Origin of the sequence: Polaromonas sp. YR568, from assembly GCF_943369415.1 — a bacterium.
Classification (GTDB): domain Bacteria; phylum Pseudomonadota; class Gammaproteobacteria; order Burkholderiales; family Burkholderiaceae_C; genus Polaromonas.
Window position 1 is genome coordinate 107,564 of record NZ_CALRNF020000010.1, and the last position, 19,666, is coordinate 127,229.

General features: G+C 66.4%; 18 protein-coding genes and 1 tRNA gene. 12 read left to right on the forward strand and 7 right to left on the reverse strand.

All coding sequences use genetic code 11. The annotated features are described in order from the left end of the window. The first annotated feature begins 141 nt into the window (after positions 1 to 141). Positions 142 to 879, forward strand: a complete 738-nt coding sequence (locus ACLV74_RS08960) for an aspartate/glutamate racemase family protein (protein WP_411879035.1) — start codon at positions 142 to 144, stop codon at positions 877 to 879. Positions 880 to 888: 9 nt separating this feature from the next. On the opposite strand, the gene ACLV74_RS08965 is transcribed toward ACLV74_RS08960, so the two are convergent. The 3 genes from ACLV74_RS08965 to ACLV74_RS08975 form a co-directional block, all read right to left on the reverse strand. Beyond that, positions 889 to 1,290, reverse strand: a complete 402-nt coding sequence (locus ACLV74_RS08965) for an RNA-binding S4 domain-containing protein (protein WP_411879036.1) — start codon at positions 1,288 to 1,290, stop codon at positions 889 to 891. A gap of 67 nt (positions 1,291 to 1,357) precedes the next feature. Next, complete coding sequence (locus ACLV74_RS08970; protein ID WP_411879037.1) at positions 1,358 to 2,824, reverse strand: sensor histidine kinase; 1,467 nt, start codon at positions 2,822 to 2,824, stop codon at positions 1,358 to 1,360. Further along, positions 2,821 to 3,525, reverse strand: a complete 705-nt coding sequence (locus ACLV74_RS08975) for a response regulator transcription factor (protein ID WP_411879038.1) — start codon at positions 3,523 to 3,525, stop codon at positions 2,821 to 2,823. Before ACLV74_RS08975 ends, ACLV74_RS08970 begins: the two co-directional genes overlap by 4 nt. Before the next feature lie 122 nt (positions 3,526 to 3,647). On the opposite strand from ACLV74_RS08975, the gene ACLV74_RS08980 reads away from it, so the two are divergent. The 5 genes from ACLV74_RS08980 to ACLV74_RS09000 all read left to right on the forward strand — a co-directional run bounded on the left by ACLV74_RS08980 (position 3,648) and on the right by ACLV74_RS09000 (position 8,952). Next, positions 3,648 to 4,607 carry a Bug family tripartite tricarboxylate transporter substrate binding protein gene (locus ACLV74_RS08980; RefSeq protein ID WP_411879039.1) on the forward strand — a complete coding sequence of 320 codons (960 nt, stop codon included), beginning with the start codon at positions 3,648 to 3,650 and terminating at the stop codon, positions 4,605 to 4,607. A gap of 144 nt (positions 4,608 to 4,751) precedes the next feature. After that, positions 4,752 to 5,267, forward strand: coding sequence for a tripartite tricarboxylate transporter TctB family protein (locus ACLV74_RS08985; protein ID WP_411879040.1), 516 nt, complete (start codon positions 4,752 to 4,754; stop codon positions 5,265 to 5,267). A gap of 1 nt (position 5,268) precedes the next feature. Then, positions 5,269 to 6,771, forward strand: coding sequence for a tripartite tricarboxylate transporter permease (locus ACLV74_RS08990; RefSeq protein ID WP_411879041.1), 1,503 nt, complete (start codon positions 5,269 to 5,271; stop codon positions 6,769 to 6,771). 28 nt (positions 6,772 to 6,799) lie between these two features. Next, complete coding sequence (locus tag ACLV74_RS08995) at positions 6,800 to 7,819, forward strand: Bug family tripartite tricarboxylate transporter substrate binding protein (RefSeq protein WP_411879042.1); 1,020 nt, start codon at positions 6,800 to 6,802, stop codon at positions 7,817 to 7,819. 155 nt (positions 7,820 to 7,974) lie between these two features. Beyond that, positions 7,975 to 8,952 (forward strand): Bug family tripartite tricarboxylate transporter substrate binding protein, encoded by a 978-nt coding sequence (locus tag ACLV74_RS09000; RefSeq protein ID WP_411879043.1) that lies wholly within the window; start codon positions 7,975 to 7,977, stop codon positions 8,950 to 8,952. Positions 8,953 to 8,970: 18 nt separating this feature from the next. On the opposite strand, the gene hemH is transcribed toward ACLV74_RS09000, so the two are convergent. Beyond that, entirely contained in the window at positions 8,971 to 10,116 is a 1,146-nt protein-coding gene (gene hemH, locus ACLV74_RS09005; protein WP_411879044.1) for a ferrochelatase, read from the reverse strand. Positions 10,117 to 10,162: 46 nt separating this feature from the next. On the opposite strand from hemH, the gene ACLV74_RS09010 reads away from it, so the two are divergent. Next, positions 10,163 to 10,858: an HAD family hydrolase gene (locus tag ACLV74_RS09010; protein ID WP_411879057.1), complete on the forward strand. Its 696-nt coding sequence runs from the start codon at positions 10,163 to 10,165 to the stop codon at positions 10,856 to 10,858. 59 nt (positions 10,859 to 10,917) lie between these two features. Beyond that, the gene (locus ACLV74_RS09015) at positions 10,918 to 11,550 is read left to right on the forward strand and encodes a glutathione S-transferase family protein (RefSeq protein ID WP_411879045.1); all 633 of its coding nucleotides are present in this window, start codon (positions 10,918 to 10,920) and stop codon (positions 11,548 to 11,550) included. A 6-nt stretch (positions 11,551 to 11,556) separates the two neighbouring features. On the opposite strand, the gene hpnE is transcribed toward ACLV74_RS09015, so the two are convergent. Genes hpnE through hpnC form a run of 3 tightly spaced genes read right to left on the reverse strand, consistent with a single transcriptional unit; the run spans position 11,557 to position 14,600 of the window. After that, positions 11,557 to 12,837 (reverse strand): hydroxysqualene dehydroxylase HpnE, encoded by a 1,281-nt coding sequence (hpnE, locus tag ACLV74_RS09020; RefSeq protein WP_411879046.1) that lies wholly within the window; start codon positions 12,835 to 12,837, stop codon positions 11,557 to 11,559. After that, complete coding sequence (gene hpnD, locus ACLV74_RS09025) at positions 12,838 to 13,680, reverse strand: presqualene diphosphate synthase HpnD (RefSeq protein WP_411879047.1); 843 nt, start codon at positions 13,678 to 13,680, stop codon at positions 12,838 to 12,840. It lies immediately after the preceding gene. A gap of 59 nt (positions 13,681 to 13,739) precedes the next feature. After that, the gene (gene hpnC / locus ACLV74_RS09030) at positions 13,740 to 14,600 is read right to left on the reverse strand and encodes a squalene synthase HpnC (protein WP_411879048.1); all 861 of its coding nucleotides are present in this window, start codon (positions 14,598 to 14,600) and stop codon (positions 13,740 to 13,742) included. Positions 14,601 to 14,723: 123 nt separating this feature from the next. Between hpnC and ACLV74_RS09035 the strand changes: the two genes are divergently transcribed. From ACLV74_RS09035 to ACLV74_RS09050, 4 genes are all read left to right on the forward strand, one after another. Then, positions 14,724 to 15,887: an efflux RND transporter periplasmic adaptor subunit gene (locus ACLV74_RS09035; RefSeq protein WP_411879049.1), complete on the forward strand. Its 1,164-nt coding sequence runs from the start codon at positions 14,724 to 14,726 to the stop codon at positions 15,885 to 15,887. A gap of 7 nt (positions 15,888 to 15,894) precedes the next feature. Beyond that, entirely contained in the window at positions 15,895 to 19,131 is a 3,237-nt protein-coding gene (locus ACLV74_RS09040; protein ID WP_411879050.1) for an efflux RND transporter permease subunit, read from the forward strand. A gap of 118 nt (positions 19,132 to 19,249) precedes the next feature. After that, a tRNA-Leu gene (locus tag ACLV74_RS09045) sits at positions 19,250 to 19,336 on the forward strand. A gap of 114 nt (positions 19,337 to 19,450) precedes the next feature. Further along, on the forward strand, positions 19,451 to 19,666 hold a 216-nt coding region (locus ACLV74_RS09050), incomplete at its 3' end, for a trigger factor (RefSeq protein ID WP_411879051.1).

Consider the following 19,666-nt stretch of genomic DNA (forward strand, 5'->3'; position numbering starts at 1 on the left):
TGTCATCCGCTGCCGTGCCGCTTTTCGGGCCGGCAGTCCCTTCTCCTTAAAAAAGACCTGGTCGGGAGCCCTGAGGCTCCAGGCGGCCGGCGTTCGCCCGGATTTTGGGTTTTCAGCCACTCCAGCACTGAAAGGCACGACATGAACAGAACCCGCGTGGTGGGCATCCTGGGCGGCATGGGGCCGGCGGCGGGCGCGGACTTCGCCCGCCTGTTTGTCCAGGCCTGTGCGGACCGGATGCGCCTGCTGGGCATCGCGGTGTCGGACCAGGGCTTTCCCGAGCACTGGCTGGCCCAGGTCCCGGTGCCGGACCGCAGCAACGCCCTGGAATCGCCCGGCCCGGGCGGCCACCAGCCCCTGGACCCCATGCTGCAGGCCATGGGCAAGCTCGCTGCGCTGGGCGCCACCACGGTGGCCGTGGCCTGCAACACCGCCCATGCCTGGCACGGCCAGTTGCAGGAGCGCTTTCCGCAACTGGAAGTGCTGCACGTGGCCCGCGAGGTGGCGCAAACCCTGGCCGGGCGCGGCGTGCGGGAAGTCGGCCTGCTGGCCACCGAGGGCACTTACCGCGCGGGGCTTTACGACCAGGCGCTGCGCCACGCCGGGCTGCAATGCCATATTCCTGATGCGGGCGAGCGTGAACAGCTGATGCGCGGCATTTACGACGGCGTGAAGGTGGGCAAAATGGCCCTGGCGCGTGAATGCTTCACCGGGGTGGCCGAAGCCTTGGTCGGTCGACATGGGCTGTCCACCTTGGTGCTGGGCTGCACCGAGATACCGCTCGCGCTCAGTGCGGTGCCCGGGATGGAGGCCCTGGATCTTGTGGACCCGGCGGCGTTGCTGGCTCAGGCCCTGGCGCGACGCGCGTACGCGGCCTGAGATGGTTGCCTAATCCGCAGACGCGCTCCAGCGGTTGTTCCAGGCCTTGTCCAGCGTGCGGCGGTCTCGCTTGGTCGGGCGGCCGTGTTCCTGGGCGCCGGCCGGGTCGCCCGACACGCGGCGCTGCTCGGCCGCCTCGGCCTTCAGGCGCAGGCTTTCCTCGGTTTCCTCATAGAGCTGCTGGGCCACGGGCGCCGCACCGCGCTGGTTGCTGATGCCGCGCACCACCACCGTGCGGTGGATGGGGCCTTGGCGCAGCGACACGGTGTCGCCGGATTTGACCTCGCGCGCGGGCTTGGCCTCCATGCCGTTGACCTTGACCCGGCCCTTGTCGATTTCCTCGACCGCGAGCGCGCGGGTTTTGTAAAAGCGGGCGGCCCACAGCCATTTGTCGATGCGCAATTTATCCATTGGCGCCTATTTTCACCCACCGCGCGATGCGGTGCGTAGGAGGGCGCCGCAAGTTTAGAACCTGTTCTCACGTCGTGGGCAGGCGGACCACCGCGTCCAGCCCCGTCACCTGGCCGTGCACCACGCGGTTTTCCAGGGTGATGCTGCCGTGCATGGTCTCGACGATTTCGCGGCAAATGGCCAGCCCCAGGCCCGAGCCGTGGCGCACGTCGCCGGCCGAAAACGGTTGGTAAAGCCTCGCCGACAGCTCGGCCGACACGCCGGGTCCACTGTCGCTGATCGTCATTGCGACAAAATTTTCGTCACGCACGATGCGCACGGCGAGCGGGCCGCCGGCCGGCGTGTGCTTGATGGCGTTGTGCAGCAGGTTGCGCGTGAGTTCGCCCAGCATCCATTCATGCGACCTGACCCGCGCGGGCGCGGTTTCGATTTCGAAGTCGATGTCTTTTTCGGCGATCAACGGCGAGAGGTCCAGCGCCACCGAACGCACCACCTGCGCCAGCTCAATCGCCTGCAGGTCGGCCTGCTGGCGCAACTGCTCCACCTTGGCCAGCGCCAGCATCTGGTTGGCCAGCAGCGTGGCGCGGTCCACGGTCTGGTTGATTTCGGCGAGCGCGTCGCGCGCCTCCATGTCGCCGCGCAGCGCCGACTGCACCTGCACCTTGAGCACCGCCAGCGGCGTGCGCAGCTGGTGCGCCGCGTCGCGCACAAAGCGTTTCTGGTTGTCCAGCAGGTGCTGCAGGCGGCCCATCACCTGGTTGGTCGCCTCGATCAGGGGCAGCAGTTCGCGCGGCGAATCGGGTGCGGCGATGGCCGTCAGGTCGCCCTCGGGGCGTGCCTTCAATTCGGCGCTGAGCCGGCGCACCGGGCGCGTGGCGCGCTGCACCACCACCACCGCGACCAGGGCGATCACCGCCAGCAGGATGGCCTGGCGCCACAGCGTGTCAAAGAGGATCTTGCGCGCCAGGGTCTTGCGCAGCTCCAGCGTCTCGGCCACCTGCACCACCGCCATGGCGCGGCCGTTGCCGCTGGCCACGGGCTGCAGCAGCACGGCCACACGCACGGGTTCCTCGCGAAACACGTCATCGTAAAAATCGACCAGCGCCGAATAGGGCGGGCGCATGGGGATCTGGCCGTGCCAGAAGGGCAACTCCGCGAAGCCCGAAACCGTTTCCCCGCTGAGGCTGGACACCCGGTAGAACAGGCGGCTCTGGTTGTCGGCCTCAAAGGCCTCCAGCGCGGCATAAGGCACGGTCACACGCAGCACCGACTGCTCGTCATAGCCGGTGACGTCGAGTTGTTCGCCGATGGATTTGGCCGATGCCAGCAGGGTGCGGTCGTAGGCGGTGTTCACAGCGGCCAGCGCCTGGCGGTACAGGCTGGCGGTGTTGACGATGATGAGCACGCCGACGGGAATCAGGATGCCGGTCAGCAGATACCTTCTAAGGGAGACGGCCCGCCGGCCCGTGAACTCGGGCGGCACAGGGCTTTGCGCGGCCGCCGGCTCCAGCGGCACGGGCTCCCGGCCGCTCATGCATCCACTTTCAGCAGGTAGCCCAGGCCGCGCAGCGTCACCAGGGTGACGCCGGTGTGGGCCAGTTTTTTGCGCAGGCGGTAGACCACCACTTCAACGGCCTCGTATTGCACGTCGGTTTCACCGGGAAACACCAGCTCGAACAGGCGCTCCTTGGACACGGCGTGGCCCAGCTTGGCGATCAGGGTCTGCAGCAGGGCCAGCTCGCGCGGCGTGAGTTCCAGCACCTGGTCGCGGTGGTAGATGGCGCCGCTTTCCCTGTCGTAGCGCAGGTGGCCGGCAAGCTGCGGCCCGGCGCCGGGCTCCGTGCCGGCCGCAGGGCGGCGCCGGCTCAGGGCGCGCAGCCGCGCCTCCAGTTCGTCCAGGTCGAAGGGTTTGGGCAGGTAGTCGTCGGCGCCGGTGTTCAGGCCGACGATGCGGTCGCCGACGGTGCCGCGGGCCGTGAGGATCAGCACCGGTGTCGTCAGCCCCATGCCGCGCGCCTGGGCCAGCACCTGCAGGCCGTCCAGGCCGGGCAGCGTCAAGTCCAGCACCACCACGTCGGGCTGCGTGGCCGTCCACTGCGCCAGCGCCTGGCGCCCGTCGGTGCAGCCGAACACCTCCATGCCGCGCCGGCCCAGGGCGCGCTGCAGCGCCGCCTGCATGGAGGCGTCGTCCTCCACCAGCAGGAGTTTGACCGTGGACATCACCGTGGGCATCATGGTCAGGACATTAGCACTTTCCCCAGTCCCGACGGACAGCCGTTTGACAGCCAGGAGGTGCATGATAGGCAGGTGATCAGCCATCCGGGCGCTCCGGGCGCCCCCATTCCACAGGAGACAACATGCGTCGCGATACCTTTCTCAAATCCATGGCGGCCCTGGCCGCGACCGGTGCCTTGCCCTTGTCGGCCTACGCGGCCGCCAACGTGAAAATGATGATTCCCGCCAACCCCGGCGGCGGCTGGGACACCACGGGCCGCGCGCTCGGCAAGGCCCTGACGGATTCCAAGGCGGCCGACACCGTGACCTATGACAACAAGGGCGGCGCCGCCGGCGCGCTGGGCCTGGCCCAGTTCGTGAACGGCTCCAAGGGCGACCCCAATGCGCTGATGGTGATGGGCGCCGTGATGCTGGGCGGCCTGATCACCGGCAAGCCGCCGGTCAGCCTGTCGCAAGCCACGCCGATCGCGCGCCTCTCAAGCGAATACAACGTGTTCGTGCTGCCGGCCAACTCGCCCTTCAAGACCATGAAGGACGTGGTGGAGCAGCTCAAGAAAGACCCCGGCAGCGTGAAGTGGGGCGGCGGTTCGCGCGGCTCCACCGAGCACATCGCCGCGGCCATGATCGCGCAGAAGGTCGGCGCCGATCCTTCCAAGATCAACTACGTCGCCTTCCGCGGCGGCGGTGAGGCCACGGCGGCCATCCTGGGCGGCAACGTCACGGTGGGCGGCAGCGGCTACAGCGAGTTTGCCGAATACATCAAGGCCGGCAAGATGAAGGCCATCGCCGTGACCTCCGGAACGCGGCTGCCCGGCGTGGATGTGCCCACGCTCAAGGAGCAGGGCATAGACGTCGAAATCGGCAACTGGCGCGGCGTCTACGGCGCGCCCGGCATCACGCCCGCGCAGCGCAAGGCCCTGACCGACATGGTGCTGGCCGCGCTGAAATCACCGACCTGGGCCGAAGCCGTGAAGAAGAACGACTGGACGCCCGCCGTCCTGTCGGGCGATGCGTTCGCCAAGTTCGTCGACGACGACTTCGCCAGCCTGCGCGCCACCATGGTCAAGTCCGGCATGGTCTGACCCTTCACACCTTCGCGTGTATCCCGCGGCGCGCCGCCCCGATGCAAATTTGATTCAGCGCAAATTTGACGAAAGGGCGGCGTTCCGCCACACAGCCTTGCCACACGGTCTTGCGTTTGACCACGTCTTACGGGAACTACAACGATGACAACCTCAGATCCCTCGGCCGTCTGGCCGCAAACCCTGGTCGGCGCCGGCGTGCTGCTGACCGGCTTGGCGCTGGCCTTCGGCGCCATCAGCATTTCTTCCGTCGCCGGCTACGGCGGCGTGGGCCCCAACTTCCTGCCATGGCTGGTGTCCATCGTCCTCACCTTGTGCGGCGGCTGGATCATCTGGGAGGCGCGCAGCGGCGGCTTTCGCGAGATGGACCCGCCCCCCGGCGCGGCGCGCGCCTACTGGCCCGGCTTTGTCTGGGTCTCGGCGGGCCTGCTGCTCAACGCGGCGCTGATCACCACCATCGGTTTTATTTTCAGCTGCACGCTGTGCTACGTGCTGGCGGTGCAGGGCTTGCGGCGCGCCAGCGGCCAGCCTTCCGGCGCGGCGTCCACCTGGGCCGTAGACGCCGTCACCGGCCTGCTGATCTCCGGGCCGGTGTTCTGGATGTTCACGCAGTTCCTGGCCATCAACCTGCCGGGCCTCACATCAACAGGGTGGCTCTGACATGGATATCTTCAATGCCTTGATGGCGGGTTTTGCCACGGCGATCACGCCGGTCAATCTGCTCTGGTGCCTGGTGGGCTGTGCCCTGGGCACGGCCGTGGGCGTGCTGCCCGGTATTGGCCCCGCGGTGGCCGTGGCCATGCTGCTGCCCATCACCGCCAAGGTCGACGTGACGGCCTCGATGATTTTTTTCTCGGGCATTTACTACGGCGCCATGTACGGCGGCTCGACGACCTCGATCCTGCTGAACACGCCGGGCGAAACCGCCAGCATGGTCACGGCCATGGAAGGCAACAAGATGGCCAAGAACGGGCGCGCCGGCGCTGCGCTGGCGACGGCCGCCATCGGCTCCTTCGTGGCGGGCACCATTGCCACCGTGATCGTGACGCTGTTCGCGCCCTTTGTGGCAGAGTTCGCCGTCAAGCTGGGCCCGCCGGAGTACTTCCTGCTGATGCTGCTGGCCTTCACCACGGTGAGCGCGGTGCTCGGCAAAAGCACGCTGCGCGGCATGACGGCGCTGTTCGTCGGCCTCGCCGCCGGCTGCGTCGGGCTGGACCAGATCTCCGGCCAGGGCCGCTACACCGGCGGCATCCCTGAGTTGCTGGACGGCATTGAAATCGTGCTCGTGGCCGTCGGCCTCTTCGCGGTCGCCGAGGTGCTCTATGCCGTGCTCTACGAGGGCAAGACGGTGGAAGACCAGAACAAGCTCAGCCGCGTGCACATGACCAAGGCCGACTGGAAGCGCTCGATTCCCGCCTGGCTGCGCGGCACCGCTATCGGCACGCCCTTCGGCTGCATCCCGGCCGGCGGGACCGAAATACCGACCTTCCTGAGTTACGCGACGGAAAAGAAACTGGCGAACCCTGAAATCAGGGCCGAGTTCGGCACCAAGGGCGCCATCGAAGGCGTGGCCGGCCCCGAGGCGGCCAACAATGCCACGGTGACGGCGGCGTTGATCCCGCTGCTCACGCTGGGCATCCCGACCTCGAACACCACGGCCATCCTGCTGGGCGCCTTCCAGAACTACGGCATCCAGCCCGGCCCGCAGCTGTTCACCACCTCCGCCGCGCTGGTGTGGGCGTTGATCGCCTCGCTCTACATCGGCAACGTCATGCTGCTGGTGCTCAACCTGCCCATGGTGGGCCTGTGGGTCAAGCTGCTGAAGATCCCCAAACCGCAGCTCTATGCGGGCATCCTGATCTTCGCGACGGTGGGCGCCTACGGCATGCGCCAAAGCGCGTTTGACTTATTCCTGCTGTACGCTATTGGATTGCTGGGTGTGTTGATGCGCCGCTTTGATTTCCCGACCGCGCCCGTGGTGGTCGGCATGATCCTGGGCCCGCTGGCCGAGGCGCAACTGCGCAACGCCATGTCCATAGGCGAAGGCAGCGCCATGGTGTTCTTCCAGCGCCCGATGTCGATTACATTGGTTGTGATCGTGGTGGCTGTGCTGGTGCTGCCGCGCCTGGCCAAATACTGGTCTGCGAAGAAATCTGCCAGCTGACCAAAATTCAAGCACAGAGGGAAACAACATGCCGAACATCAAACGACGCGCCGCCCTGGGCGGTATTGGACTGGGACTGGCAACGCTGGGCGGGGCCGTGCCCGCCTGGGCGCAAACCGCCAAGCCGACACCGGCCGCACCGGCCAAAAGCAAGGCCGCCAGGCTGGCGCCCAAGCTGCGCATCGTGATCCCGGCCAATGCCGGCGGCGGCTGGGACCAGACCGGCCGCGCCCTGGGCGCGGCGCTGGTGGGCGCCGGCGCGGCGGATGAGGTCGAATATGAAAACAAGGGCGGTAAAGGCGGCACCATAGGCCTGTCCTACTACGCCGAGAAATACAGCAACGATCCCAACACCCTGCTGATGGGCGGCATGGTCATGGTGGGCGCGGTCGCTTTGCAGAAACCGGCCGTCGACATGAGCCGCATCCGGCCGATTGCGCGCCTGACCAGCGACTACCTCGTGGTGGTGGTCGCCGCCAGCTCGCCGGTGCGCAGCATCGCCGACCTGGCCGCGCGCATGCGCGCCAATCCCAAGGATGTGCCCATCGCGGGCGGCTCCGCCGGCGGCGTGGACCATGTGTTCGCCGGGGTATTCACCCGCGCGGCCGGCAGCAAGCCTGAAGAGCTGGTGTACCAGCCCTTCGCCGGCGGCGCTGAAGTGGTGCAGGCGGTGCTGGGCGGCAAGGCGGCGGCCGGCATCTCGGGCTACAGCGAGTTCGCCGACGAACTGGCCAGCGGCAAGCTGCGCGCCATCGGCGTGTCGTCCAAGCGCGCGGTGTTCGGCATCCCCTCGATCCGCGAGCAGGGCCTGGACGTGGACATGGCCAACTGGCGCGGCGTGTTCACCGGCCAGAATGTGACGGAAGCCCGGCAGGCGGAAATGCTGGAGGCCGTGAAGGCCGCGGCCGGCCACGAGTCCTGGCAGAAAACGCTGAAGCAGAACCACTGGGAGTCGTCGCTGCTGTCGGGCCCCAGCCTGGCGAGCTTTATCGATTTCGACCTGACCACGTCGCGGGTCATGGTGCATTTGCTCAAGCTCAAGGCCTGAGTCGAGGCGTAGCGCCCATCGGCCGCGCCGTGCGTTTGCATGGCTGCGGCTTTCGATGGCATGGAAAATGCTCTCCGTGAGTTGACCGTTGCACTGGATAAAACACCCAACCAGTGTCCCGGGCCATACAACTACCATGGGCCAGGAGGGAAAACATGCCGACCATCCAACGACGCACTGTTCTCGGTGGAATCGCCACCCTGGGAGTGGCCGCACCGCTTTGGGCCCAACCCGCGCCCAAGGGCAAGCTGGCGCCCAAGCTGCGCATCGTGATTCCCGCCATGTCCCGCACCGCGCTCGATGAAGCCGGCCGCGCCCTGGGTGATGCCCTGGTGGGTGTGGGCCTGAGCGACGAGATCGAGTACGAGAACAAGGAGGGTGGCGGCGGCACTGCCGGGCTGGCCTGGTACGTGCAGAAGTACAGCGCCGACCCCAACACGCTTTTTATGGGCGACAGCAACCTGGTCGGTGCGCTGGCGCTGCAAAAGCCTGCCGTGGACCTCACCAAAGTCAAACCCGTGGCGCGCCTGACCAGCGATTACCCGGTGGTGGTGGTCGCGGCCGCCTCGCCGGTCAAGACCCTCAACGAACTGGTGGAGCGCCTGCGTACCAATTCGAAGCAGACACCCATGGCCATAGGCGCGGCCGGCGGCGCGGATCACGTGTTCGCGGGCCTGCTGGCCAAGGCAGCCGGCGCCAGGCCGGAAGACGCGGTCTACCTGCCGTTCGCCCGCAACTTCGAGCTGGTCGATGCGGTGATGGGCGGCAAGGCGGCGGCCGGCGTTTCGGGTTACGGCACCTTCAGCGCCGAACTGGCTTCCGGCAAGCTGCGCGCCGTCGGCGTGTCCTCCAAAAAAGCCGCTTACGGCGTCAAGTCGGCGCGCGAGCAGGGCGTGGACGTGGACATCACCAACTGGCGCGCCGTGTTCACCGGCGCCGGTGTGTCTGCCGCCCGCCAGGCCGAGATGGTCGAGGCCGTGAAAGCCTCGCTGGCGTATGAACTCTGGAAGAAGACGCTCAAGCAAAGCTTCTGGGAGCAGTCCTGGATGTCGGGCGCCGACCTCGGCAACTTCATCGACTTCGACACGAAGACCACGCAGCTGATGGTGCAACTGCTCAAGCTCAAGGCCTGAGCACCTGCGGGCGCCGGCTTATTTCCGCGCGCCCAGGGCCAGGGCGCGCTCGCGCGAAGCCGCCAGTGCCCTGGCTGCGTCGGCCGTATCCACTTGCTGCACCGGCCAGCCCGCCAGGTGTTGCTGTGCCACTTCGGCCAGGCCGGCGATCCATTCGTGGCTGTCGTTGAGGCAGGGGATGTAGTTGAATTCCTTGCCGCCCGCGTGCAAAAACGCTTCGCGCGCTTCCATGTTGATTTCTTCCAGGGTTTCGAGGCAGTCGCCGGTAAAGCCGGGGCAAATGACGTCGACGCGCTTGACGCCGGCCTGCGCCATCGCCACCAGCGTGGGCTCGGTATAAGGCTGCAGCCATTTGGCCTTGCCGAAGCGCGACTGGAAGGTGACCTTGTACTGCGAAGGCTCCAGGCCCAGCTGCGCGGCCAGCAGGCGCGCGGTCTTGTGGCATTCGCAGTGGTAGGGGTCGCCCAGCGTGAGCGTGCGTTCGGGCACGCCGTGAAAACTCATGACCAGTTGCTCGGCGCGGCCCTGCGTGCGCCAGTGCTCGCGCACGCGGGCGGCCAGCGCCTTGATGTAGCCCGCATGGTCGTGGTAGTGGTTGACGAAGCGGAACTCGGGGATGCGGCGTATGCGCGACGCCCACCGGTAGACAGCGTCGAACACGCTGGCGGTGGTGGTGGCGCTGTACTGCGGGTAGGCCGGCAGGATGAGCACGCGCTCCACGCCGTCGGCCTTGAGCTGGTTCAACTGCGCGGCGATGGACGGGCTGCCGTAGCGCATGGCGTAGCGCACCTCGACGGGCTGGCCGCGCACCGCCAGGTAACCGCGCAGCATGACGGCCTGCTTTTGTGTCCAGACCCGCAGCGGCGAGCCTTCCTTCATCCAGATGCTGGCGTATTTGGCGGCGGATTTTTTGGGCCGCACGCGCAGGATGATGCCGTGCAGGATCAGCCACCACAGCGGCCTGGGGATTTCAACCACGCGCGGGTCGCTCAGGAATTCGGCAAGGTAGCGGCGCAGTGCCGGCGCGCTGGCCTCGTCGGGTGTGCCCAGGTTGCACAGCAGGATGGCGGTGGTGGAGGGTGCCGAAGCGCCGGGCGGCGGCGCGCCGTGCGTGAAAGGCGGTTCAGGGTCGAAAGGCGTGAGCAGGCGCGAGAGAAATGACATGGGTTATTCTCGCCTAGAACGGGTTCTTCCACCTTCGTCCTTCACCATGCTCGACCTGACCACCATCAAAGCCATCACGCTAGACCTCGATGACACCTTGTGGCCCATCTGGCCGGCCATTGAAAGGGCCGAAAAAGCACTGGACGACTGGCTCAACCAGCATGCCCCCATGACCGCGGCCCTGTTTTCCAATCCCGCGGCGCGGCACGAGATCCGCGAGCATGTCACGCGCTCGCGCCCCGAACTCAAGCACAACCTCAGCGCCATACGCCGCGAGGCCATCCGGCTGGCGCTGTACCGCTCGCGCGAAGACCCCCTGCTGGCCGAGCCCGCCTTCGACGTTTTTTTTAGTGAGCGCAACAAGGTCACCTTGTTTGAAGACGCGGTTCTCGCGCTGGAGTTTTTGTCCGGCCGCTATCCGCTGGTGGCGGTGTCCAACGGCAATGCCGACATCAAGCGCATCGGCATAGACCGCTATTTCCAGGCCAGCATCAGCGCCCAGCAGTTCGGCGTGGGCAAGCCAGACCCGCGCATCTTCCATGCGGCCGCCGGTGCCGTCGACGTGCAGCCGGGCGAGGTGCTGCATGTGGGCGACGATGCTACGCTGGATGTGCTGGGCGCCCTCAATTGCGGCATGCAGACGGTGTGGGTCAACCGGTCCGACCAGATGTGGGCGCACCCGGCGGTGCCGCACGAGACGGTGACCACGCTGACCGAGTTGTGCGACCTGTTCCCGCGTTGAGACCGGGAACAGGTTCTGAGGCGGGCCGGCCTTCAGGGGCTATTTAGGGAGAGGCTTTCATGACGCTCAAGATTTACGGCACGGCGGCCTCCCGCGCGGCGCGCCCGCTGTGGCTGGTCCACGAAATGGGCCTGGCCCATGAACACATCGCGCTGCCCTACGCGGGAGGCGCCACGCGCACGCCGGAGTTCCTCGCCATCAACCCGAACGGCCGCATTCCCGTGGTGGACGACGATGGCGTGCTGGTCTGGGAGTCCATGGCCTGTGTGCTGTACCTGGCCGAGCGTTTCAGGACATCCGGCGCGCCGCTGCTGGCCGCGCAAGACCATGCCGAGCAGGCAGAGATCCTGCGCTGGGGCTTCTGGGTGGTCACCGAGTGCGAGAAAGACGCGCTGGCGTTTTTGATGCATCGCATCATGATGCCGGCGGACCGCCGCAAACCGCAGCTCGCCGACGACGCCGAGCGCCACCTGCTGACGCCGCTGCGCGTGCTCGACCAGCATCTGCAGGGCCGGCCCTACCTGGCCGGCGAGCGCTTCACCGCGGCCGACATCTGCGTGGCGTCGGTCCTGGCCTGGGTGCAGGGCGCGGCCAGCCTGATGGCGCAGTGCCCGCGCGTGGACGAGTGGCTGCAGCGCTGCCTGTCGCGGCCGGCTTACCGCACCGTGCGCCTGATGGCGAAGAGCGCCTGAACCCGCTCAATGAAGGTGCCGAGCGGCCTCCAGCCCTGAACGCACCGCGCCTTCCAGCGTGGCGGGGTAGGGCCCGGCGATGTAGTCGCCGCAGGCCCAGAGGCCGGGGGCCACATCGGCGCCCGGGCGCCTCAGGCCGGGGGTGCAGGCAAAGGTGGCGCGTTTCTCGACAATGGTCTGCACCGCCTGCATGGCGCCCAGCCCCAGATGCCACAGTTGCGATTTCGCCTGCGCCAGCACCTGCGCGGTCAGCGTGGCGCTGTCGCCGGTGCTGGCGCTGATCACAAAGGCCAGCAGGCCGGCCGGGCCGCCCAGTTGGCCCCGGTCAAAGACGAATTGGGCCGGCTCGCGCGCGTCGGCGGGCAGTGCCATCATGGGCAGCTCAAGCCGCGCGCCCGGCGCCCAGGCGTACACGGTCGTCAAGGCCTCGTGCTGCAGGCCCTGCGCCTGCGCCAGCCAGTCCGCGGCAGGCACACCGCTTCCTTCGACCAGGCGTGCCGCTTCCTGCGGCGGGCAGGCCAGCACCACGCAGTCGAAGGCCTCGCTGGTATCGGTGCTCACAACCCAGCCTGAACCCACGGGCACGATAGCCTGCACGCGCGCGCCCAGCTGCGGTGTGTTGCCCTGCGCGCTGAGCCAGGCCAGCGCCGCATCGGGCAGCAGGGCGCTGAGGTCGGCGCGCGGCAGCAGCAGGTTGGAGCCGCCGCTCTCTGAAAACAGCGCATCGCGCATCACGCGCAGGAAAACCTGGCCGCTGGCGCGTTCAGCCGGCGTATTCAACGCCGAGACGCACAGCGGCTCGATCAACGCGGCCATGGCGCCGGGCGCCAGGCCGCGGCACAGGTCGGCAACCGACTCTTTGGGGTCACACTGGAATTTTTTGAGCTGCCAGCCCACCGCGACCTTGAGCATGGAGAGCTTGTCGCGCAGGGACCAGCCGCTTGCCATGACGATGCCGGCCAGTGCATCGAGCGGGGCCGGCAACTGCGGCAGCTTCAGGCCGCTGCCGTCGGGAAACTGCAGCGTCAGCGGCATCCGCAGCAGCGCGGCATCGGCGTCCACGCCCAGGTCTTTCATCAAGCGCAGCGTTTCGGCATAGGCGCCTATCAGGATGTGCTGGCCGTTGTCGAGTGTTACCGGCTTGCCCTCCAGCATGCCGCTCACGCGGCGCGCGCGCCCGCCGGCGATACGGGCGGTTTCAAACAGTGTGGCCTGGTAGCCCAGGCGCGTGGCTTCCACCGCCGCCGCGCAACCGGCCCAGCCTGCGCCTATGACGGCGACTCTCATTTAGACCACGCGCCCGAAGGCCTGCGTTTTCCAGGCCAGCCAGAACTTGCGCAAGGGCGTGAGGCTCACGCGCTGGTGCAGCACCTGGTAACCGTCGGCGGCAATCTCGCGCAGCAGGGTGCGGTAGATGCTGGCCATCATGAGGCCGGGCTTTTGCGCGCGGCGGTCGGTTTCGGGCAGCAGGGCCAGCGCTTCGTCGTAGAGCGCGAGCGCGCGGTCGGTCTGGAATTTCATGAGCGCGCTGAAGCGGTCCGAATATTGCCGCTTCAAGATCTCGTGCGCCTTCACGTCGAACTGCTGCAGCTCGTTGACGGGCAGGTAGATGCGCCCGCGCATCGCGTCTTCGCCGACGTCGCGGATGATGTTGGTGAGCTGGAAGGCCAGGCCCAGCTTGTGGGCATAGGCGGTGGTGGCTTCGTCGGCCTGGCCGAAGATGCGCGCGGCGACCTCGCCCACGATGCCGGCCACCAGGTGGCAATATTGTTTGAGGCCGGGAAAGTCGAGGTAGCGGTTTTGCTCCAGGTCCATCTGGCAGCCGTCGATCACGGCCTGCAGGTGGCGCGCTTCGATGCGGTAGGTGGCGGCCAGAGGCATCAGCGCCTTCATCACCGGGTGCGTCGGCTCGCCGGCATAGGACTTGAGGACCTCGCTTTGCCACCAGGCCAGCTTGGTGCGCGCCACGCCGGGGTCGGTGACCTCATCGACCACATCGTCGATTTCGCGGCAGAAGGCATAAAAAGCCGTGATGGCGGCGCGCCGCTCTTTGGGTAAAAACAGGAAGGCGTAATAGAAACTGCTGCCGGATGCGGCGGCTTTTTGCTGGACATACTGCTCAGGCGTCATGCGGTAATTGTCACATGGGATCGCGCGCGGCCAGGAAGACCCGAGCGGATCCGCACTTGCTACATGAACACCGCGCGCCAGCCCATCACCACCACGTCCCAGGGGCCCAGCCTGGGGCGCCGCCGCAAGGTGTTGAAGCCCTGCGCTTCTATCTTGTCCAGGATGCGCAGGCCGCCTTGCACCACCAGGCGCAGTTCCCAGCCGCCGCGCCCGGGTATCTTCTTCGCGAGGGGCTGGCCCCTGAGCATCATCGCGCGCGCGGCATTCACATGCGCGGCGATCAGTTGCAGGACGGCTGGATTGGCATCCAGCGCCAGCAATTGCGCTTCATCGACGCCGTGGCGGGCCCAGGCGTCAGCCGGCAGGTAGATGCGGCCGCGCGGGATATCGACGCCCAGGTCCTGCCAGAAGTTGATGAGCTGCAGGGCGGTGCAGATGTCGTCGCTCATTTGCAGTGAGGCGGCGTCCTGAATGCCGTAGAGGTGCAGCAGCAGCCGGCCCACCGGGTTGGCCGAACGGTTGCAATAGTCCAGCAACTCGGCCTCGTCGGCATAACGCTGCTTGACGGCGTCCTGCTCAAAGGCGCTGAGCAGGTCGTCCAGCAGCTTGACAGGCAATGCGAACTGCGCCATTTGGGGCCGCAACTGCCCGAAGACCGGGGCCCAGCGCGGGGAGGGTGGCAAACCCGCCGCAGTCGCCACCAAGTCTGCACGATAGGCGGCGAGGTCGGCCAGGCGGGTTTCGGGCGTGGCGTCGCCTTCGTCGGCGATGTCGTCGGCCGTGCGGGCAAACCAGTAGATCGCGGCGATGGGCGGGCGCAGCCGCGGCGGGCACAGCAGCGAAGCCACCGGGAAATTCTCGTAATGCGACACGCCCTGCAGGGGAATCGGGTCGCTGGGCTGTTGGAGGCCTGGGGTCATGCGGGCGATTGTCGCTTGACAAGCATGGGCATTTACCCTAGATTACTAACCGGTCAGTCAGTAGTGAGCTTTCTAAGCTTTTTCGCCGGCAGTCCGCACCCCCGTTTTCACACCAATCAGACCATGAACAAAACCGTTTTCTCCCTGGTGGGCGCCGCCGTGCTGCTGGCAGCCTGTTCCAAGCCCGCGCCCCCTGAGGAACCGGTTCGCGCCGTGAAGGTGGTCACTGTGGGGACCGACGCGTTTTCATCGAGCCATGAGTACGCGGGCGAGGTGAAGGCCCAGGTTGAGTCCAGGCTGGGCTTCCGGGTGGGTGGCAAGATCATCAAGCGCCAGGCCGAACTCGGCCAGCGCGTCAGGGCCGGACAGGTGCTGGCCCAGCTGGACCCGCAGGATCTCAAGCTGGCAGCCGATTCGGCCCGCGCCCAAGTGGCCGCGGCCACCACCAACCGCGACCTGGCCGCTGCCGATTTCAGGCGCTACAAAGAGCTCAAGGAGCAAAACTTCATCAGCGGCGCCGAACTGGAACGCCGCGACACCACGCTGAAGGCGGCGCAGGCGCAACTGGAGCAGGCGCAGTCGCAACTGTCGGTACAAGGCAACCAGACTAACTATGCATCGCTGGTCGCCGATGTATCGGGTGTGGTGACGGCCATCGAGGCCGAGCCCGGCCAGGTGGTGACGGCCGGAACGCCGGTGGTGCGCATCGCGGCGGACGGCGTGCGCGACGTGGTGTTCGCGGTGCCCGAAGACAAGGTGGCCGGCATCAAGGTCGGCTCGGCGGTCAAGATTCGCGTCTGGTCGCAAAGCGCGGAGCTGGCCGGCAAAGTCCGCGAGGTGGCTGCCAGCAGCGACCCCGTCACGCGCACCTACACCGTCAAGGTCTCGGTTGACGCGGCCGAGCCGCCGCCCCTGGGCGCCACGGTGTACGTGGTGCCGGAATCGGGCGGCGCCGTCGGTGTGCCGGTCATCAAGCTGCCGACCACGGCGCTGCGCCAGGAAGGCAAGTCCACGGCGGTGTGGGTGGTCGACAAGGCCACCATGACGGTCAAGCCGCAAATCATCCAGGTCGCCACGGCCGACGGCAACGACGTGGTGGTGGCCTCGGGCCTGCAGGCCGGCATGCTGGTGGTGAGCGCCGGTGTGCACGTGCTGTCGCCCGGCCAGAAGGTCAGCTTCTACCAGCCTAGCGTGGCCCTGGCGGGCCCAACGCCGGCGCAGACGGGGCCGAATGCCGCGGCCGTTGCCGCCTCGGCGCCAGCATCCGCTGCCTCCAGCGCGAAGTGAGGCGGCCATGACGCAAGCCCACCACGACGACGGCAACAGCCCTGCCGGCGAACTCGCTTCGCCCTCGACCCGCTTCAATCTTTCCAAATGGGCGCTGGACCATCCGGACCTCACCCGCTACCTGCTGGTCGTGCTGATGATTCTGGGCTTCGCGTCCTACTTCCAGCTCGGGCAGGACGAAGATCCGCCGTTCACCTTCCGTGCCATGGTGGTGCGTACCTACTGGCCTGGCGCCACGGCGCAGCAGGTGGCCGAACAGGTGACCGACAAACTGGAACGCACGCTGCAGGAAGTGCCGTATTCGGACCGCATCCGCAGCTACTCCAAGCCCGGCGAGTCGCAGATCATTTTCCAGATCAAGGACTCCTCCAAACCGGCAGAGGTCGCCAACGTCTGGTATTCGGTGCGCAAGAAAATCGGCGACATGCGCGGCACCTTGCCGGGCGGGATCCAGGGGCCGTTTTTCAACGACGATTTCGGTGACGTCTACGGCGTGATCTACGCGCTGGAATCCGACGGCTTCAACTACGCCGAGCTCAAAACCTTTGCCGACGACGTGCGCCAGCAGCTGCTGCGCGTGCCCGACGTGAGCAAGGTCGAACTCTTCGGCGTGCAGGACGAAAAAGTCTTCATCGAGATCTCGCAAAAACGCCTGGCGCAACTGGGGCTGGACCTGAATCAGGTGCTGGCCCAGCTCGGCCAGCAGAACGCGATTGAATCGGCCGGCGCGGTGCAGACGCCGCTGGACGTCGTGCAGGTGCGCGTGGCGGGCCAGTTCGAGGTGATCGAACAGCTGCGCGTCATGCCGATCCGGGGCAGCTCGGGCAACCAGTTGCAACTGGGCGATATCGCCGTGATCAAGCGCGGTTATGTGGACCCGCCGTCCGTCAAGGTGCACCACCAGGGCAAGGAAGTGATCGCGCTGGGCGTCTCCATGTCCAAGGGCGGCGACATCATCGCGCTGGGCAAGTCGCTCGTGACGTTGTCCGATCGCATCGACAAGACCCTGCCCGCCGGCATCAAGCTGGTGAACGTGCAGAACCAGCCCAAGGCGGTGGCGACCTCGGTGAACGAATTCGTGCGCGTGCTGATCGAGGCCGTGGTGATCGTGCTGGCGGTCAGCTTCGTCGCTCTGGGCTTTCACAAGCGGCCGCACAACGGCCCCGGCCAATTGCCGCTGTGGAAACGCTATTACATCGACATGCGGCCCGGGCTGGTTGTCGGCATCACCATCCCGCTGGTGCTGAGCCTGACCTTTCTGGCCATGTGGTATTACGGCATAGGCCTGCACAAGATTTCGCTGGGCTCGCTGATCATCGCGCTGGGCCTGCTGGTGGACGACGCCATCATCGCCGTCGAGATGATGGTGCGCAAGATGGAAGAGGGCTACGACAAGGTGCGCGCCGCCACCTTCGCCTATGAAATCACCGCCATGCCCATGCTGACGGGCACGCTGATCACCGCCACGGGTTTTCTGCCCATCGGCCTGGCCAAATCCACCACCGGTGAATATACCTTCGCGATATTCGCGGTGACGGTGATCGCGCTGGTGCTCAGCTGGATCGTCTCTGTGTACTTCGTGCCTTACCTCGGCACGCTGCTGCTCAAGGTGCCGCCGCACGTGCAGGAAGTGGCGGCCGGCCAGGACAGTCCGCACGAGATGTTCGACAGCGGGTTCTACAACACTTTCCGCAAAACCGTGAACTGGTGCGTGCAGCACCGCTGGCTCACCATAGGCGCCACTGTGCTGATCTTCGTGCTGGGCATCGTGGGCATGGGCAAGGTGCAGCAGCAGTTCTTCCCCGATTCGAGCCGGCCCGAGATCATGGTCGACATCTGGTTCCCCGAAGGCACCTCTTTTGCCGCCAACGAGGCCACCGCCAAACGGGTGGAGCAGCGCTTGATGAAGGAAGAGGGCGTGACCACGGTCAGCACCTGGATAGGTTCGGGCGTGCCGCGCTTTTATTTGCCGCTGGACCAGGTCTTTCCGCAGACCAACGTCTCGCAGATGATCGTGCTGGCGCAGGATTTGAAGGTGCGCGAATCGCTGCGCATCAAGCTGCCGGCCCTGCTGGCTACTGAATTTCCCGAAGTTCGCGGCCGCGTCAAGCTGCTGCCCAACGGCCCGCCCGTGCCTTATCCGGTGCAGTTCCGCGTGGTCGGCATAGACCCGCTGGTGCTGCGCGAGCGCGCCGACGAGGTCAAGGCGGTGATGCGCGAAAGCGCCAACACGCGCGGCGTGAACGACAACTGGAACGAATCCGTCAAGGTGCTGCGCCTTGAGGTGGACCAGGCCAAGGCGCGAGCGATGGGCGTGACCAGCCAGTCGATCGCGCAGGCTTCCCGCACCATCCTGGCGGGCACGCCCGTGGGCCAGTTCCGCGAAGGCGACAAGCTCATCGACATCGTGCTGCGCCAGCCGCTGGATGAGCGCAACGCGATCACCGACATCGGCAACGCCTACCTGCCCACGGCTTCGGGCAAGTCGATTCCGCTGACACAGATCGCCAAGCCGGTGTTCACCTGGGAGCCGGGCGTGCTGTGGCGCGAGAACCGCGACTACGCCATCACGGTGCAGAGCGACATCGTCGAAGGCCTGCAGGGCGCCACCGTCACGCAGGAACTGATGCCCAAGCTGAAAGCGCTGGAAGCGAACTGGAAAGACAAGGGCCTGACGGGCTACCGGATCCAGGTGGCCGGCGCGGTGGAGGAAAGCAGCAAGGGATCGTCTTCTATTGTTGCCGGCCTGCCGGTCGCGCTGTTCATTGTGCTCACCCTGTTGATGCTGCAACTGCACAGCTTCAGCCGTTCCATCCTCGCCTTTGTCACGGGCTTCATGGGGATTGCCGGTGTGGCCGGAGCGCTGCTGTTGCTGAACCGGCCGTTCGGTTTCGTTGCGCTGCTGGGCGTCATTGCGTTGTTCGGCATGATCATCCGCAACTCGGTGATCCTGATCGACCAGATCGAGCAGGACCGCTCCCGCGGCGTGCCGGCCTGGGACGCAATCGTCGAGTCGGCCGTGCGCCGGCTGCGCCCCATCGTGCTGACGGCCGCCGCCGCCGTGCTGGCCATGATCCCGCTGTCGCGCAGCGTGTTCTGGGGGCCGATGGCGGTCGCCATCATGGGCGGGCTGGTGGTGGCGACGGTGCTGACCTTGCTGGCGTTGCCGGCGATGTATGCGGCCTGGTTCCGCGTCAAACGCGAAGAACCCCCGCACGCGGTTGCAAAGCCAACGGCGGCCTGATTCTCCCTGGCCGCGGCCCCCGGCGCAAAACCCGGGCCCGTTACCGGCTAAAATAGAGAGTTGACCGATTTCAAGCGGGGATTCGGAGGTTTTTCGGATTCCCGTTTTTATTTCCGGCGCGCGGGTGGCGAAATTGGTAGACGCACCAGGTTTAGGTCCTGACGCCAGCAATGGTGTGGGGGTTCGAGTCCCCCCCCGCGCACCACCCTGAGGCTTGCGGACGGCAATTCTTGCGTTCATGCGCTCAGGCGTTGCGGAATACCGCGACATGCCAGGTGAAAACCTGTTTTGACTATTTTTTGATCTTAGGAAGACCATCATGGCCGTGACTGTTGAAACCCTTGAAAAGCTCGAGCGCAAAATGACGCTCACGCTGCCCGTCAACACCATCCAGTCGGAAGTTGACACCCGCCTGAAGCGCCTGGCCCGCACGGTCAAGATGGACGGCTTCCGTCCCGGCAAGGTTCCCATGAACGTGGTGGCCCAGCGCTACGGCTATTCGGTGCACTACGAAGTCATGAACGACAAGGTCGGT